Origin of the sequence: Paenibacillus sp. 22594, from assembly GCF_052044425.1 — a bacterium.
Classification (GTDB): domain Bacteria; phylum Bacillota; class Bacilli; order Paenibacillales; family Paenibacillaceae; genus Paenibacillus_AQ.
In genome coordinates this window covers 452,867-467,588 of record NZ_JBQENA010000001.1, presented here as the reverse complement: position 1 = coordinate 467,588, position 14,722 = coordinate 452,867, and the positions used below count along the sequence as shown (strand labels likewise).

General features: G+C 45.9%; 21 protein-coding genes. 17 read left to right on the top strand and 4 right to left on the bottom strand.

Going from position 1 to position 14,722, the window contains the following annotated elements; translation table 11 throughout:
- Window positions 1-53: 53 nt before the first annotated feature.
- The 8 genes from ACTJKB_RS02000 (at window position 54) to ACTJKB_RS01965 (ending at window position 7,472) form a co-directional block, all read left to right on the top strand.
- Window positions 54-1,025, top strand: coding sequence for an AAA family ATPase (locus ACTJKB_RS02000; RefSeq protein ID WP_440831577.1), 972 nt, complete (start codon window positions 54-56; stop codon window positions 1,023-1,025).
- A 62-nt stretch (window positions 1,026-1,087) separates the two neighbouring features.
- Window positions 1,088-2,377 (top strand): GTPase HflX, encoded by a 1,290-nt coding sequence (gene hflX / locus ACTJKB_RS01995; RefSeq protein WP_440831576.1) that lies wholly within the window; start codon window positions 1,088-1,090, stop codon window positions 2,375-2,377.
- 121 nt (window positions 2,378-2,498) lie between these two features.
- A complete protein-coding gene (locus tag ACTJKB_RS01990; RefSeq protein ID WP_440831575.1) occupies window positions 2,499-3,752 on the top strand; it encodes an aminotransferase class I/II-fold pyridoxal phosphate-dependent enzyme in 1,254 nt (417 codons plus the stop codon).
- A gap of 133 nt (window positions 3,753-3,885) precedes the next feature.
- Complete coding sequence (locus ACTJKB_RS01985) at window positions 3,886-4,101, top strand: hypothetical protein (protein WP_440831574.1); 216 nt, start codon at window positions 3,886-3,888, stop codon at window positions 4,099-4,101.
- A 292-nt stretch (window positions 4,102-4,393) separates the two neighbouring features.
- Window positions 4,394-4,804 (top strand): MerR family transcriptional regulator, encoded by a 411-nt coding sequence (locus ACTJKB_RS01980; protein ID WP_019910684.1) that lies wholly within the window; start codon window positions 4,394-4,396, stop codon window positions 4,802-4,804.
- Window positions 4,805-4,834: 30 nt separating this feature from the next.
- Entirely contained in the window at window positions 4,835-6,163 is a 1,329-nt protein-coding gene (gene glnA / locus ACTJKB_RS01975; protein WP_074087142.1) for a type I glutamate--ammonia ligase, read from the top strand.
- Window positions 6,164-6,359: 196 nt separating this feature from the next.
- Window positions 6,360-6,719, top strand: a complete 360-nt coding sequence (locus tag ACTJKB_RS01970) for a YmaF family protein (protein WP_074100362.1) — start codon at window positions 6,360-6,362, stop codon at window positions 6,717-6,719.
- 606 nt (window positions 6,720-7,325) lie between these two features.
- Complete coding sequence (locus tag ACTJKB_RS01965; protein ID WP_440831573.1) at window positions 7,326-7,472, top strand: hypothetical protein; 147 nt, start codon at window positions 7,326-7,328, stop codon at window positions 7,470-7,472.
- Between the two features lie 117 nt (window positions 7,473-7,589).
- On the opposite strand, the gene ACTJKB_RS01960 is transcribed toward ACTJKB_RS01965, so the two are convergent.
- Window positions 7,590-7,808: a hypothetical protein gene (locus ACTJKB_RS01960; protein ID WP_440831572.1), complete on the bottom strand. Its 219-nt coding sequence runs from the start codon at window positions 7,806-7,808 to the stop codon at window positions 7,590-7,592.
- Between the two features lie 412 nt (window positions 7,809-8,220).
- On the opposite strand from ACTJKB_RS01960, the gene ACTJKB_RS01955 reads away from it, so the two are divergent.
- The 4 genes from ACTJKB_RS01955 to ACTJKB_RS01940 all read left to right on the top strand — a co-directional run bounded on the left by ACTJKB_RS01955 (window position 8,221) and on the right by ACTJKB_RS01940 (window position 9,707).
- Window positions 8,221-8,448 carry a hypothetical protein gene (locus tag ACTJKB_RS01955; RefSeq protein WP_074113193.1) on the top strand — a complete coding sequence of 76 codons (228 nt, stop codon included), beginning with the start codon at window positions 8,221-8,223 and terminating at the stop codon, window positions 8,446-8,448.
- A 69-nt stretch (window positions 8,449-8,517) separates the two neighbouring features.
- Window positions 8,518-8,703, top strand: a complete 186-nt coding sequence (locus ACTJKB_RS01950; protein WP_074084563.1) for a hypothetical protein — start codon at window positions 8,518-8,520, stop codon at window positions 8,701-8,703.
- Between the two features lie 127 nt (window positions 8,704-8,830).
- Complete coding sequence (locus ACTJKB_RS01945) at window positions 8,831-9,049, top strand: hypothetical protein (protein ID WP_074084562.1); 219 nt, start codon at window positions 8,831-8,833, stop codon at window positions 9,047-9,049.
- 115 nt (window positions 9,050-9,164) lie between these two features.
- On the top strand, window positions 9,165-9,707 hold the full coding sequence (locus tag ACTJKB_RS01940) for a hypothetical protein (protein ID WP_440831571.1): 543 nt from the start codon (window positions 9,165-9,167) through the stop codon (window positions 9,705-9,707).
- A 97-nt stretch (window positions 9,708-9,804) separates the two neighbouring features.
- On the opposite strand, the gene ACTJKB_RS01935 is transcribed toward ACTJKB_RS01940, so the two are convergent.
- The 3 genes from ACTJKB_RS01935 to lexA form a co-directional block, all read right to left on the bottom strand.
- The gene (locus ACTJKB_RS01935; RefSeq protein ID WP_440831570.1) at window positions 9,805-10,182 is read right to left on the bottom strand and encodes a hypothetical protein; all 378 of its coding nucleotides are present in this window, start codon (window positions 10,180-10,182) and stop codon (window positions 9,805-9,807) included.
- A 151-nt stretch (window positions 10,183-10,333) separates the two neighbouring features.
- Window positions 10,334-10,672: a L,D-transpeptidase gene (locus ACTJKB_RS01930; RefSeq protein ID WP_440831569.1), complete on the bottom strand. Its 339-nt coding sequence runs from the start codon at window positions 10,670-10,672 to the stop codon at window positions 10,334-10,336.
- A 237-nt stretch (window positions 10,673-10,909) separates the two neighbouring features.
- On the bottom strand, window positions 10,910-11,536 hold the full coding sequence (gene lexA, locus ACTJKB_RS01925) for a transcriptional repressor LexA (RefSeq protein WP_025704214.1): 627 nt from the start codon (window positions 11,534-11,536) through the stop codon (window positions 10,910-10,912).
- 238 nt (window positions 11,537-11,774) lie between these two features.
- Here lexA and ACTJKB_RS01920 point away from each other — a divergent pair, with 238 nt between their 5' ends.
- From ACTJKB_RS01920 to ACTJKB_RS01900, 5 genes are all read left to right on the top strand, one after another.
- The gene (locus tag ACTJKB_RS01920; protein WP_440831568.1) at window positions 11,775-12,188 is read left to right on the top strand and encodes a LysM peptidoglycan-binding domain-containing protein; all 414 of its coding nucleotides are present in this window, start codon (window positions 11,775-11,777) and stop codon (window positions 12,186-12,188) included.
- Between the two features lie 110 nt (window positions 12,189-12,298).
- Entirely contained in the window at window positions 12,299-12,472 is a 174-nt protein-coding gene (locus tag ACTJKB_RS01915) for a DUF896 domain-containing protein (RefSeq protein ID WP_440831567.1), read from the top strand.
- 84 nt (window positions 12,473-12,556) lie between these two features.
- On the top strand, window positions 12,557-13,084 hold the full coding sequence (locus tag ACTJKB_RS01910; protein ID WP_440831566.1) for a hypothetical protein: 528 nt from the start codon (window positions 12,557-12,559) through the stop codon (window positions 13,082-13,084).
- Window positions 13,085-13,120: 36 nt separating this feature from the next.
- The gene (locus ACTJKB_RS01905) at window positions 13,121-13,906 is read left to right on the top strand and encodes an HAD family hydrolase (RefSeq protein ID WP_440831565.1); all 786 of its coding nucleotides are present in this window, start codon (window positions 13,121-13,123) and stop codon (window positions 13,904-13,906) included.
- Window positions 13,907-14,125: 219 nt separating this feature from the next.
- Complete coding sequence (locus tag ACTJKB_RS01900) at window positions 14,126-14,548, top strand: FixH family protein (RefSeq protein ID WP_440831564.1); 423 nt, start codon at window positions 14,126-14,128, stop codon at window positions 14,546-14,548.
- Window positions 14,549-14,722: the final 174 nt, after the last annotated feature.

Below are 14,722 nucleotides of genomic sequence, written 5' to 3'. Positions count from 1 at the left end.
AGACTTGATATAGGATATAGAAAAGGTCAGCCCTGGATAATGAGGTGAACTAGGTGAATGGACGCGTAGCGGCGGCAAGTGGACGGGAGGAAGGCAGACCGTCACGTCAAATCAATATTGTGCTGAGGAATCAGGAAATGCCGGCAGTAGTCCACTCGGCTGCAGATAGTCCCGCACAGGCTGCGGTCCCCAAAAATAACGGACACAGCGAATTGTTTCAGGAGCTCAGCCGGGAGTTGGACGCACTCGTAGGCCTGGATAATATCAAGGAGCTGGTGTTCGAGATTTATGCACTGCTGCAGATTGCGCGGATGCGCAGTGATGCGGGACTTGCCAGCGGGAGTCAGGCCTATCATATGGTCTTCAAGGGGAATCCCGGAACCGGAAAGACTACAGTCGCCAGGATTGTCGCCAAGCTGTTTCAGCGGATGGGCGTTCTGAGCAAAGGCCATCTGATTGAAGTAGAGAGAGCTGATCTTGTAGGCGAATATATCGGACATACAGCCCAGAAGACAAGAGACCTGGTGAAAAAAGCGCTCGGAGGCATTCTTTTTATTGACGAAGCTTACAGTCTTGCCCGTGGCGGAGATAAGGATTTTGGCAAGGAGGCAATTGACACCCTGGTTAAATCCATGGAGGATCACCGTAGTCAATTCGTGTTGATTCTGGCCGGGTATTCCAGTGAGATCGATTATTTTCTAATGAGTAATCCCGGCCTTCCTTCCAGATTTCCTATTCAGGTGGAATTTCCGGACTACACTATAGACCAATTGCTGCAGATTGCTGAACTGATGTCCAAAGAGCGCGATTATATTCTGATGCCTCAGGCCATACTCAAACTAAAGCAGCATCTGCTGCTGGAAAAGACGGAGAGTCTCCATGCCTTCAGCAATGCGCGGTATGTTCGCAACTCTATTGAAAAGGCGGTACGTGCCCAAGCGGTTCGGCTGCTGAATCAATATGAGAACAACAGCCCGGGGAAGCAGGAGCTGATGACACTTCGCATCGAAGACTTCAAATTGTAGGAATAATATTCACCACGGCTGATACACAACTTATGTGTACAAGGACAAGGAGCATGACATTCATGGCAATCACGACCCACGATACAGAAAAAGAAGTACAGGACCGGGCTATTTTGGTGAGTCTGGTTACTGACAAAATCAAGCGCACGGGCATCGACCCTGAGCTCTCTCTGCAGGAGCTGGTTCAGTTGGCAGAGACTGCCGGAGTGCAGGTGCTCGACGTGCTGCGCCAGAACAAGGAGACTCCCGATTCCAAGTGGTTTATAGGCAAGGGTAAAGTAGAAGAACTGCGAATGGCCGCTGATGGTCTTGGGGCGAATACGGCTATCTTTGACCAAGAGCTTTCCGGAGCACAGGTACGTAACCTTGAGGAAGCGCTTGACCTGAAAATCATTGACCGAACTCAGTTGATTCTGGATATTTTCGCCGGCCGGGCCAAAACGCGAGAGGGTATCATTCAGGTAGAGCTGGCACAGCTCTCTTATTTGCTGCCCCGTCTATCCGGCCATGGTAAGAATCTGTCCAGGCTTGGCGGGGGGATCGGAACCAGAGGTCCAGGGGAAAGCAAGCTGGAGACAGACCGCCGCCATATCCGTGACCGGATCACTGAACTGAAACATCAGCTGGATGAAGTAGTCAAGACGCGTGAACTTCACCGGGAACGGCGCCGCAAGAGCGGCGCTGTCCAGGTTGCGCTGGTCGGTTATACCAATGCCGGGAAATCCACACTCCTGAAGCAGCTTACTGATGCGGATGTCTATATCGAGAATCAGCTGTTTGCTACCCTCGACCCTACTTCACGTGTTCTTCAGCTGCCTGCAGGCAAAGAAGTCGTCTTGACTGACACCGTTGGATTCATTCAGAACTTGCCGCATGATTTGGTAGCCTCCTTCCGTGCAACTCTAGAGGAGGTCAATGAAGCCAATCTGGTACTGCATGTGGTGGATGCTTCTTCTCCCATGAGGCAGGAGCAGATGGATGTAGTGCAGTCGATCCTGCAGGACCTTGGGGCTGCCGGAAAACCGCAAATAGTGCTCTTCAACAAAAGTGACATTTGCCAGCCTGAACAGCTGGAAATGCTGCCTTCGGGTCCTGGCTATCTGAAGATCAGCGCCTTTAACCCGGAAGATCTGACACGGATCACAGAAATTATAGCCGACGAGCTTGCCGGTGATACGCTAACCTTCCGCATTCCCGGAGACAGAGGAGACCTCTCATCGCTGCTCTACCGTGTAGGTGAGGTGCTAGAGCAGAGTTTTGAAGAAAATGATGTGTTGTACAACGTGCGTCTCAATAAAGAGGATTACGGAAAATGGAGTTACAAGCTTGCAGAGTACGTAGAGCAGGAGTAACCGGAATTAGGTGGATTCAAGGTATTACTTCGGAAACGGCGGATATCCAGCCGTTTCTTCTTGCTGGTCAAATTTGTTTAAGAACAAAGTAATAGATTGAAATAAGGAGAGAACAAAAGGTATGGCAGTTTTTGCAGAAGATATTATTCAGGCGGCTGAAGCCGCAGAGCTTGAAATTGAAAGTGCAGTGAAGTTGCTTGACCGGATTGTGGATCATAATCAGTGGAAGGTGATCGAAGCCTTTCAGCGGCAGCAGGTCAGTGACTTCCATTTTGCCGGTTCAACCGGATATGCCTATAACGATCGTGGGAGAGAAGTGCTGGACCTGGTCTATGCCGAGGTGTTCGGAGCCGAAGCGGCGCTGGTACGCCCGCATTTCGCCTCCGGCACGCATACAATCTCAACCGCACTTTTTGGTGTGCTGCGGCCCGGAGATGAACTATTGTATATTACGGGACGTCCTTATGATACGCTGCACAAGGTTGTTGGCAAACCGGGAGACGGGACAGGCTCGCTGGCCGATTTCGGAATTGGATACCATGAAACGGCGTTAACGGCTGAAGGGAAGATCGATTGGGAAGAGGTAAAACTGGCTGTCAACGAAAAGACCAAAGTTATCGGTATTCAGCGCTCACGCGGTTATGACTGGCGTTCTTCATTCAGAGTCGCTGAAATCGGCGAAATGGTGGAACGCGTCAAATCAATCAAACCTGACGTCATTGTATTTGTAGATAACTGTTATGGAGAATTTACGGAAAAACTTGAGCCGCCACAGGTCGGGGCTGATCTCGTAGCGGGTTCGCTCATTAAAAATCCCGGCGGTGGAATCGCGGAAACCGGCGGTTACATCTGCGGCCGTCAAGATCTTGTGGAACTGGCAGCATACCGGCTAACTGCGCCGGGTATTGGCGGGGAAGTAGGCGCCATGCTAGGAACGACACGCGGGCTCTATCAGGGACTGTTTATGGCCCCGCATACAGTTGGGCAGGCAGTCAAAGGCAGTATCTTTGCAGCTGCCGTGTTTCAACGTTGCGGCTTTACAACTAAGCCGGCATGGCATGAGCCGCGTACGGATCTGATCCAGGCGGTGGCCTTTGATGGACCAGAGCATTTGATTGCCTTTGTCCAGGGTATCCAGCGTGCTGCAGCTGTGGACAGTCATGTGGTTCCTGAACCGTGGGATATGCCTGGTTATGAGCATCCTGTCATCATGGCGGCAGGTACGTTCATTCAGGGTGGCAGCTTGGAGTTATCAGCAGATGCCCCCATACGTGCTCCGTATATCGGATATATGCAAGGCGGATTAACGTATTCTCATGTAAAGTTCGGAGTTTTGATGGCACTGCAGAGTATGAGAGATCGTAAATTACTGTGAAATTTACTGAATCCAGATTTACATAATCCCCCAAGTCTAATATGCTTGAATCAGTGTTCGGGCAGAAATGCGAATCCCTACTTCAATCATGGTGGGGGTTTTCATTTTATACATACGAAAGAAGAGGTGAACAATGGTAACCCAACAACCTGGTTTTTTCTTTGCAGGAGGACTGAACGTACTGCTATTTTTGTTTTGGCTGGTTTGTGTTGGATTGGGAATTTACGCATTTGTTTTATTTGTGAAGCTGGCCCGTAGAGGAATTACGGCTCTGGACTTGTACAATTATGCAAAGAACCGTGAGATCCGGGAACGCTTTGAGTCGGTACATAAAGACGATCAGTTATAAGCTATCCTTATAGAATCTTATTTCGCAGCGCTTTACCTTAGCAGTGCTATAGTATTGCTCACCCACTTCGGCTGGTGGGTTTTTTTGTGTCACGGAGAGTTCCAGCTTTTGCTTGTGGATTGTTCTCTGTGATATACTTCGGAGGTCATGTTATGTTTTAGCTTACATTCACTTCACTTGAAATCTTAAGGTTACATAAAATCTTGTGAGAATATCTTACACACCATTGACACGCCAAATAAGGAAATGTACAATGAGATGAGAAAAAGATCATTGGAAGGTTGGATGAGTCATGGGTGATGAAATCCGCAGAAATATGGCATTATTTCCTATAGGAATCGTAATGAAGTTGACTGATTTATCTGCAAGACAAATTCGTTATTATGAGCAGCACAGTCTGATCGTGCCCGCGCGCACATCCGGCAATCAGCGTTTGTTCTCATTCAATGATGTAGAACGTCTTTTGGAAATCAAAGCATTAATCGAGAAGGGGGTAAATATCGCCGGCATTAAGCAGGTGATGAACCCTGTATCGAAGGAATCGGAAGAAGCTACTGTCATAACCCCTGACACAGAGGTTAGACGTAGAGAGTTATCTGATTCACAGCTGCACCGTTTATTGAAGCAGGAACTGGTTTCCGGTAAAAGACCGGGACAAGTATCTCTTATTCAAGGCGAGCTATCCCGGTTTTTTAATAAATAATACAAAGAGACGTGAAAGGGAGAGGGTAAAGTGAGCTTTTCAAAAGATGATATCCTGCGTATCGCAAAGGAAGAAAATGTCCGTTTTATTCGTCTGCAATTTACCGACCTGCTCGGTACGATCAAGAATGTAGAAATTCCTGTCAGCCAGCTGGAAAAGGCGCTGGACAACAAAATGATGTTCGATGGTTCTTCCATCGAAGGTTATGTACGAATCGAAGAATCTGACATGTACCTCTTTCCTGACCTCAGTACATGGGTGATCTTCCCTTGGTTTGCAGAAAACCGGGTTGCGCGTTTGATTTGTGATGTGTATATGCCTGACGGTACACCTTTTGCCGGTGACCCGCGTGGTATTCTCAAACGCTGCCTGCAGGAAGCTGAAGAAATGGGCTTTACAGCCATGAACGTAGGACCGGAACCAGAGTTCTTCCTGTTCAGAACAGACGAGAAGGGCAATCCGACAACAGAATTGAATGACCAGGGTGGATATTTTGATTTGGCGCCGACCGATCTTGGGGAGAACTGCCGCCGCGAAATCGTATTGACACTGGAAGAAATGGGCTTTGAAATTGAAGCTTCTCATCATGAAGTAGCTTACGGCCAGCATGAGATTGATTTCAAATATGCAGATGCCATCAAAGCTGCCGACCAAATTCAAACCTTTAAGCTCGTCGTGAAGACGGTTGCCCGTCAACATGGCCTGCATGCTACTTTTATGCCCAAGCCTCTTTTTGGTATGAATGGATCCGGGATGCATGCTCACCAATCCCTGTTCAAGGGCAGTGAAAATATGTTCTACGACGAGAGCGACACTCTTGGACTTAGCAAAACTGCCCGTTATTACATGGCGGGTATCCTAAAGCATGCCCGTGCTTTTGCAGCCATCACGAACCCGACAGTGAATTCCTACAAGCGTCTTGTGCCCGGCTATGAAGCCCCTTGCTACGTAGCTTGGTCTGCGAGCAACCGTAGTCCAATGATTCGTATCCCGGCTTCCAGAGGACTCAGCACACGTATTGAAGTTCGTAACCCGGACCCTGCAGCTAACCCGTACCTGGCACTTGCTGTAATGTTGAAGGCAGGTCTAGACGGTATCAAGCGTCAGCTGGATCTTCCTGCTCCCATCGACCGCAACATCTATGTGATGTCTGAGGAAGAGCGGATTGAAGAAGGAATTCCTAGTCTGCCGTCCGATCTGAAGGAAGCATTAAGCGAAATGATCCGCAGCCATGTTATTACTGAAGCCCTTGGTGAACATGCACTGGCTCACTTCTATGAGCTGAAAGAGATCGAATGGGATATCTACCGCACACAAGTACACGAATGGGAAAGAGATCAGTACATGACTCTTTACTAGGATGAAGCAGCCCTTGGCGCCGTTGGCGTTGAGGGTTTTTTTGTGTGGAGTTTTATGAGCCCTTCAATAGGCCGTACAGAATGAAGTAAACGTGATGTCGTAAAAAATCATTAGGATTTTAACAGTTGCCTAACACATACATTCGCTTGCCTCAATAGGATGTTATTGTTCACTATTATAAGGAGGCAGGCAACGAATGCAGAATAAAAATCCTATATTAAAGAAAGTAAGATCTGCTAAATTGACGCAGAGGCATGTACATGAATTTGAGGGTAGTACCAAATTGGCAGAAGAAGGTGCAGATCGACATAACCATCGGTTCGCAGGTGTTACGGGACAAGCGATTCGGGTAGGGAAGAGCCATGTCCATGAAATTGATCTCACTAAAACGGATTTCTTAAACCATTTTCATAATCTCAAAAAGATTAGGACGGGGCCGGCTATTTCGGTTGGAAATGGCAAGCATGTACATTTTGTTACGGGTCTCACTACTTTAAATGATGGTCATCAGCACCAATTTAATTTTGCCACTTTGATTCAAGAACCGCTTATTTAACGTGTTCATTGCCCCGTCAGTGTACTGGCGGGGTTTTATGGTGGTGCGCTTATTAAGGAAGAGCATTATTGAGAATTTATTAATGTGGACAGGCTACCGGCGTATAAATGATGTACATTCACAGAATACCCTAAATACTAAAAGGTGTTTTAGATATGTGGTCGCGCGGAAGGGGCTTCTGATAGGAACAGGCATCTCGAAGCGCCTGTAAGGCATGATTCCAACATTATGCGAAGATGCTGTCCGACTGCTTGGAAATCGGGGTTTTGCACCGGTACGATACTTCAAGCGAAATAGGAATTGGATTGGACACCGAACCGGCCGCGGCCGTCCCACCGGAGGGTTTCACGATCAAGCTGTTCTAAAGGGCCGCGACGATCAAGCTCTCTATGAAGATTATATACAATCGTTAGCTGAATATTGGGGTTTCGCTGTGTCACCTTAGTAAAGCTTAAGGAGTTGAATAAGGCTGGAGGGGAAGAAAGATTGCCAATGAACCGCAAACTCGCGTTGCTCCACCGAAACCGAAGGAGATCGACCGCAAAAAGGCAGAGCTGAATCAAGTACAAATGCTCCTTGCAAATATAGTGGAGAGGAGTGAATCATGTGAAAGGTGAATATCTTCAATATTTTGGCGGTTTGTTATTGGTGGCAGGATTAATTGTCTCTGTTCCAATAGCAGTTAACGCTGAAAGTGTACTGACTGGTGTGTATATAGCCATGTGGTCGTCTATTGGGGGAATGTTCTTATAGGTTTTGGGGAGTTGCTCCGTTCTATATTGCGGATAACTAAATAGAGAACTAATGTTCGTAAATTGATATCGCTAAATAAACCAAAAGCCCCGTTTTCCGGGGCCCTTAAGTTCTGAGTTAAGAATTTGCATATTTTGTTATTTCATCAGGAATCTCAGTTTCGCCTAGAATTGATTCAACTGCTTTCCAAGCTTCTGCGAACTGTTTACCGGTATAATGGGTGCGGCTGCTGGCCGGGTTTGAGAGTGACATGTCAAAAACGATATACTCGCCTTCCTCCTCGATCACCCTAAAGCTGACGGCACGGTCTTTTTTTTGTATCCGTACTTCTTCCAATGTGCATCCTCCTCATTTCCAATCTGGGAACAAACTACCTTAGTCTTATCAAATCATGGACAGAAAGGCAAGCTAAGTCATGAAAATGACACGCATATCAGCGGTAACACATCATTTTGAACGAATGCCAAAAAAGAAGGGGAATGGTTTTTGATAAAATTAGCCTGCTTAACCGTTTACATATTGTTCCATGCGGCTGTATACTACCAATAGAATGAAATATGACCCACATGCATATTTTTTGTGGTTCAGCTCTGATTATTGGGAAGATAATCGTGGTATTATGTAGGTGACTATTAGTATTGTATTGTAATACTTGTCTTAACGGTTTTGCTGCTTGGGATTCGTACATAATTGCTTAAAAATGTGTAATTTATGAGCAGTGGGAAACAGGAGATAAGGAGGAGCTGTTTTGAAATCAACATATAAGGTTCTGACGAGCGATGCCGACTTGTTCGCGGCAGCTCTCGCACAAGTGAAGGTATACGTTGTTCAATTGATTGATGGCAAACCGCACGTCATAGCAGATTATGCCGGACCTGTGCAGAGATGGACGCCTGAAGATGTACTTGTAGCAGGAATGTGTTACAGCCGGGAAGGGTTTGAATTCAGAGTCCGTGTGCCTAAGAAGCAAGAGTAACGGACAAGTTCTTACGTTAAAGGTAAACCACTCCTGATGTCGAATTAATAGAATAGGAGGTGGTTCATTGTGAGTGCAGTTCACTATGAGCTTCAATATGTGAATGGACAAATTGAAGAACTGGAATCCACATTCAAGACGGCGGAGGAAGCACGGGCACATCTGAAATCTAGCGGACTTACAGAATGGATTATGGCGGGCGGCAAACACATTAATCCGGCGAATGTGATCTCTATTAAGGTCAAGGAAGCTTAACCTGAGTCTGTGAGCTGCTGAAAAGCGGCTCTTTTGTTTTAATAAGCTGTTATTGTTGCCGGATAACACATACCAATACGGCTGTTATTGCATCTCTTATACTATAAAACGTAAAAGAGGTGTAATGATGACAGAACGCGAACGTGCGAGAATCCGCAGAGCCATCAGTTTGCTGCGGACACAAAGAGCTATTTTGCTGGAAAGACTGGAAGAAATCAATGAAAACTTGCGCCGGGTGCCAAACCCGAGCCGTGCCAGACGTGAGCTGCTGGCTGCGAGGGCTTCCATACGGGAAGCATTACGCTTAAACGCTGCGGCTATCCGATTGCTTAGAAGTGTGCTGTAAGGTTTAATGGTTGGAGCAGAAACTTTAAAAGAAGTCTTGTAATCCAAGGCATCCCCCGGGATGCCTTTTCATAGGTGTGAATCCGAATATCTTACATAAGTGAAAGGTGATAAAGATGAAAGAAGATTTACGGCAGCGTATTGGATTACAGAAGCAGCAGGAAACTAGCGGAGTGGAAATTACTTCTGGTCTGAATGAGATTTTAGAAGATATTACAGTGCTGAATATTTCTAGGGAAGATGTGGAGAAGGGAAGACTGGAGAATTATTTACGGGAATTCAAGAAGTATGAGAAAAAGAAAATGCGCGGGAAGGTAACGCTCATATTTAACGGGTATGAGCAGGATCGCAGGGAGATTTATCAGATCCGTGAGATTACGAATTGGGTGGATCGTCTGCTGAAGAATGTTCCTTACTTGTTCTACTTTTTAAGCAGGGAAAATTATAGTATGCGCATTGTCTTTTTTTGCTTATCTGAAGTGGTAGGGCGCTCTGGGGTAGAAGTGTCGATCACCAAGGAACAGGGCCGAAGATTGATCGAGAAAGTTACCAAAAGTGCAGTAGTCTACGCCAGGAAGCTGAAGGAGCCGGAAGTGGTGCAGCTTGTACTGGCTGAAGGCATTCTGGATGAGCTTGGATATGAGCAGACTGAGCAATAAGAGCAATGTGCTCCCGGGTCGTGAATGGTATAAGCCTGAGATTCACCGGGAGACACATTAGTCGCCTATTGCTTCAATATGTAGTCATAAACAGGTTTTACATGAAGTTGAAGGACGTTATTTGCTCGGAGTAGACAATTAGCTGTTTATATTCAATTTCAGTTCCAAAGCTGGCGAAAGGCCGTACAATCACATTATCCAAGACTACAAAATTGTAATTGAATGTCTTTTCAGGATGCTCAGCACCCAAGTAGGAAATGTATTCATCAACGATGACATCGTCCATCAATGATTTGAGGTTAAATACATCCTCATTACTGCTGGTGTTCGAAGCTACATTGCCTTGAATGCTGCCGAAGGCTGTAAGGATATTGACTCTGCGTTCCCCATGATTATTGTTCAGTAAAAGATTGGAGAGCTTACCTAATGCATCGACCTTGAAGTCGACATGGGTTCTTATTTTGGATTGATTCAAACCAGACACTTCCTTTCAAGATTTAATTTACCAATATACAGGTTTCGACATATTACTTCACTTTTCCTGTTTGTATGCGAAATAAATGTTTGAACATGAAGGACACCTTGTGAGACGTTGATAAATGTCTCACAAGGTGTCCTTTGTGCTGTTATTCTCGAATGGTTACACGGGTTCCGATGGGAACAGTTGCTGCGAGGGCTAACACATCTTCATTGTACATACGAATACAGCCATGGGATACCTTTTTGCCGATGGAGGAAGGGTCATTGGTTCCGTGAATCCCGTAATGGGGCTTGGACAGGCCCATCCAAAAAACGCCGAAAGGGCCACCGGGGTTTTTCTGTTTGTTGATAATGGTATATTCTCCAACTGGAGAGACGGACAGCATCTTGCCTATGCCGACAGGAAAACCTCTAATTACAGTGTCATTGTCCAGCAGATACAGCATCCGCTGTGACAGATCGGTAATGATTCGATAATTGGGCATTTTGATCAACACTCCTTTTATGATCAGAATATGAGTGGAGTGTAGAGAGAGTTCTGGAAAATTAGATAGAAAATCACAAGCGAACAAATGTTCCTTTTCGGTTAATCAGGCACAGGGGACAAGATAGGGCAACAAAGAGTACTAAATAGTGTGAAGAAAATAATTGGTAGATTGGAGGGAAAAGGAAAAAACAGTTCCGCTATTAAGCGGAACTGTTTTAAATGAGACGGGGACTTACTAATGAATATCACGGAATAGGCCGATAACTCTGCCCAGAATCGTAACTCGATTCAAACGTAGAGGCTCATAAGCGGGATTCTCCGGCTGCAGACGGATATGATCACGTTCTTTGTAGAAGGTCTTAACTGTTGCTTCATCTTCTTCAGTCATGGCAACGACGATATCGCCATTATCTGCTGTCTGCTGCTGGCGGACGATTACATAGTCACCATTCATAATGCCAGCGTCGACCATACTGTCACCAAGAACAGAAAGCATGAACACTTTGTTATCACCTACATAATGGGTAGGCAGTGGAAAGTAATCCTCAATATTCTCTGTTGCTGTAATCGGCACCCCGGCGGTAACCTTTCCAACGACTGGAATGCGTGTTACCGTCTGAACAAATTGATGAACATTCTCGGAATCCTCTTGTCCCAGCAGTTCTATTGCACGCGGTTTCGTTGGATCACGACGGATAAGCCCTTTCTTCTCCAACCGGTCCAGGTGACCGTGTACCGTGGAGCTGGAAGCCAGTCCTACAGCTTCACCGATTTCCCGGACAGAAGGCGGATAACCCTTGCTGCGGACTTCGTTACGAATAAATTCCAGGATCGCCAGTTGACGACTCGAAATCTTTGACATCGGAATCAACCCCATATACTATGTTTGGGAAAATTATAACATAGAACTTCCGTTCGTACAAACATAAGTTCTAAAACGATTGGGAATGGCAGCTGGAGAATGGTAAAACGGATTTGATATAAACAGAAAAGGGGTTCGGAGAATAAGGGAACAATTGTTCGAAAAAGGTATTGAACAAAACACATGTTCGTGTTATATTAATTCGAAAGTAAGAACAAGTGTTTGGAGGCCGGTTAATATGTTAAAATACAGCACATACCGCAGTATTTACGACGAGGTTCATGAGGACCATACAGCGAGAGCCCGTTCTGCATACAATGATAGACTAGATATGAAGAATCTTCTTTTCTCATTAGCGGCAGCATGCCGCAGATTGCTCCGTCAGGATACAATTGTAAAGCTGGCCTTGATTTTTCTATTAGTGATTTCCGGATTTACTGTGGTAGGCAATGTTTTTGCGGGATCGGTGTTGTCATCCAAACAGGAGAAGAGGGTTGTTGTTGAACGCGGGGATACACTTTGGAGCATAGCACTTAAGAATAAACCGGCTCATATGAAAACGGCTGTATATATAGAAGGAATCAAACGGACGAGCGGTCTTGAGAACAGCAACATCAAAGCCGGCGATGTGCTAAGTTTACCTGTATATTAATACTGATGGAGTGCCTATAGATGGATACCAGGAGCTTTCAGGGAGCAGACCTTGACAAGCTCTTTTTCTCATGGCAAAGTTAGAATGAATTTATAGGGGAGGGGAACATATTGAACATTGACGAATTGGTCGCCCGCATCAATGAATTAGCGCGCAAACAGAAGAGTGACGGCCTGAATGAAGAGGAGCTTAAGGAAAGAGCCAAGCTTCGCGAGATCTACCTGGGCAATATCCGCAGTAACTTCCGTGCTCAGCTTAATACTATTGAAATTGTGGACAAATAAGCGCATGAACAAGGCAACAAGGCAGGAGTTAATGATGCTCTGTTCCTTTTCATAGATATTATAGGATGACTAGGGGGAACTGACATGGCCCGTTCTTGGGAAAGAATGGTTCAACGCAACACACAGCAAATCAACAAGCAACGCAAGAAGCAAGGGAAAGATTCCATCTATGCATCAACCACTTCTGCAGCTGCAAAGAGCAGCGATATTTTTAAAGGCCGCAATATTGTTTTTCCCGTAGTATTATTGATGCTTGGCATCATGTTCTGGGTAGTTGGCTCTATAGATGAAGCTAAGGGCAGCGGTATTCTTGCCAACTGGCTGGGAGTTGTATTGTATTTCCTGCTCGCGGCACTGCTTTTTTTCCGTCGTCCATATTTAAAGGTTGAACGTGCCAGACTTGCCACCATTAAATACAATCGTGAACGCCAGCTTCCGGCAGGGGATATTGAAAAAATTATTGTCACCCGTGGCGCAGTTTCCATTAAGTACAAAGGTAAACGCACACAGTGGGTATTCTCCAAGCTGCTCAACCGTTATGACATTAATGCAATGGGTGAGCGTTTGGAGCAGTTCGCCAAGCAGAATCATGTGGAATATGTGAAAGAATAGAAAGATACGTCCAGCATAGGGAGAGGGAGAACTATAATGCCGATTTCCGCCGTACTCTTTGACCTTGATGATACGCTGCTCTGGGATGAGCGGAGCGTTGAAGAAGCATTTCGTTATGCCAGTGAAGCAGCAGGTGAATCCGTCGATCCTAAGAAGCTGGAAGCAGCTGTCCGCAGAGAAGCGAGAAATCTGTATGAATCATATGAAACGTTTCCGTTCACCAAGCTGATTGGAATCAATCCTTTTGAAGCGCTGTGGGGGAATTTCACAGCAGGTGAACAGCTTGAATTCCGGAAGATGGAGCAGCTTGCACCTGTCTACCGTAACGAATCCTGGCGCCGCGGGCTGGCAGCACTGGGTGTGGAGGATGAAGCGCTGGCTGCAGAGCTGGCTTCTAAATTTGCTGCGGAACGCCGTAGCCGTCCTTACATGTATGAAGAAACACTGCATGTACTGGATCAGCTCAAGGGTAAGGTGAAGCTACTGCTCTTGACGAACGGGTGCCCTGCGTTGCAGCAGGAGAAGCTGGATGGTGTGCCTGAGCTGATTCCTTACTTTGACCATATTGTGATTTCAGGCAACTTCGGTAAAGGTAAACCGGACAAAGGGATATTCACACATGCGATGGAACTGCTTGATATTTCGCCGGAGGAAGGAATTATGGTTGGTGACAAGCTGACCACAGATATCCTTGGCGGTCTTGGCGCAGGTCTGACTACTGTATGGATTAACCGCACCGGTAAAGAAACTGATCCCGAAATTACACCGGACTATCAGATTGGTCATCTTAGTGAGCTTCTTCCGCTTGTGAAATCTTTATAGTATCTCTTCCAAAACCGTTATCCTGATCCAAATGGGATGCGGTTTTTTTGTGCATTAATATATTCGTAAGGATTGAATGAGTCTATGACCATTCTCACAAATTGGGGCGGAAAAAGAGTTTGATTACTGATTATCTGAATATTATGTGTATAATAGAAATGAAATGCTTCATGGGATGTCAGTATGATATTAACCTACCTTGACTCGGAGGGATTCCAAATGATCCATCAAAGAAAGCTGGCAGCATTATTATCGGTAATGATCGCAGCAGCTCTTTCAGGCTGTTCAGGAGGCGGGAAGACGGAAAGTCATATGCATACTGTGGCAAACATGTCTATGGAGCCTATAAAAGTAGAGTTGAATTGGAGTCCCCGGCAGGTCACTGCAGGCCAGAAGGTGACTTTTGAAGCGCTGGTTACACAGGATGGCGAACCGGTGAATGATGCAAAAGAGGTTCTTTTTGAAATCATAAATAACAGCAATGCGGACGAGAAATTGGAGTTCACTGGGGAATCAGCAGGGGATGGTACATATAAGGCTGAAGGAATAGTAGAAACGGACGGAGAGTATACAGTGACTTCCCATGTAACTGCCCGGACACAGCATTCTATGCCCAGTAAAAAGCTTGTGGTTCAGCCATAATACAACAAAACCTAAGGCGGTGGGCTGCCGCCAGCAATAACAGATAATGCAGAGTGGAAAGGAAGGCTTTTCGAATTCCATATATTCTGCTAAACTTACTCTAATGTTTTACTGGGGGGATAGAAAGTGGCTAAATTCACACTTGCTGAAAGCTTACAACAGCGCATACTGATT

Excerpts from the sequence above, each read along its gene's own strand:
- hflX (WP_440831576.1), top strand. The coding sequence starts at position 1,088 with ATGGCAATCACGACCCACGATACAGAAAAAGAAGTACAGGACCGGGCT.
- ACTJKB_RS01990 (WP_440831575.1), top strand. The coding sequence starts at position 2,499 with ATGGCAGTTTTTGCAGAAGATATTATTCAGGCGGCTGAAGCCGCAGAG.
- ACTJKB_RS01985 (WP_440831574.1), top strand. The coding sequence starts at position 3,886 with ATGGTAACCCAACAACCTGGTTTTTTCTTTGCAGGAGGACTGAACGTA.
- ACTJKB_RS01980 (WP_019910684.1), top strand. The coding sequence starts at position 4,394 with ATGGGTGATGAAATCCGCAGAAATATGGCATTATTTCCTATAGGAATC.
- ACTJKB_RS01970 (WP_074100362.1), top strand. The coding sequence starts at position 6,360 with ATGCAGAATAAAAATCCTATATTAAAGAAAGTAAGATCTGCTAAATTG.
- ACTJKB_RS01945 (WP_074084562.1), top strand. The coding sequence starts at position 8,831 with ATGACAGAACGCGAACGTGCGAGAATCCGCAGAGCCATCAGTTTGCTG.
- ACTJKB_RS01940 (WP_440831571.1), top strand. The coding sequence starts at position 9,165 with ATGAAAGAAGATTTACGGCAGCGTATTGGATTACAGAAGCAGCAGGAA.
- ACTJKB_RS01930 (WP_440831569.1), bottom strand. The coding sequence starts at position 10,672 with ATGCCCAATTATCGAATCATTACCGATCTGTCACAGCGGATGCTGTAT.
- lexA (WP_025704214.1), bottom strand. The coding sequence starts at position 11,536 with ATGTCAAAGATTTCGAGTCGTCAACTGGCGATCCTGGAATTTATTCGT.
- ACTJKB_RS01920 (WP_440831568.1), top strand. The coding sequence starts at position 11,775 with ATGTTAAAATACAGCACATACCGCAGTATTTACGACGAGGTTCATGAG.
- ACTJKB_RS01910 (WP_440831566.1), top strand. The coding sequence starts at position 12,557 with ATGGCCCGTTCTTGGGAAAGAATGGTTCAACGCAACACACAGCAAATC.
- ACTJKB_RS01905 (WP_440831565.1), top strand. The coding sequence starts at position 13,121 with ATGCCGATTTCCGCCGTACTCTTTGACCTTGATGATACGCTGCTCTGG.
- ACTJKB_RS01900 (WP_440831564.1), top strand. The coding sequence starts at position 14,126 with ATGATCCATCAAAGAAAGCTGGCAGCATTATTATCGGTAATGATCGCA.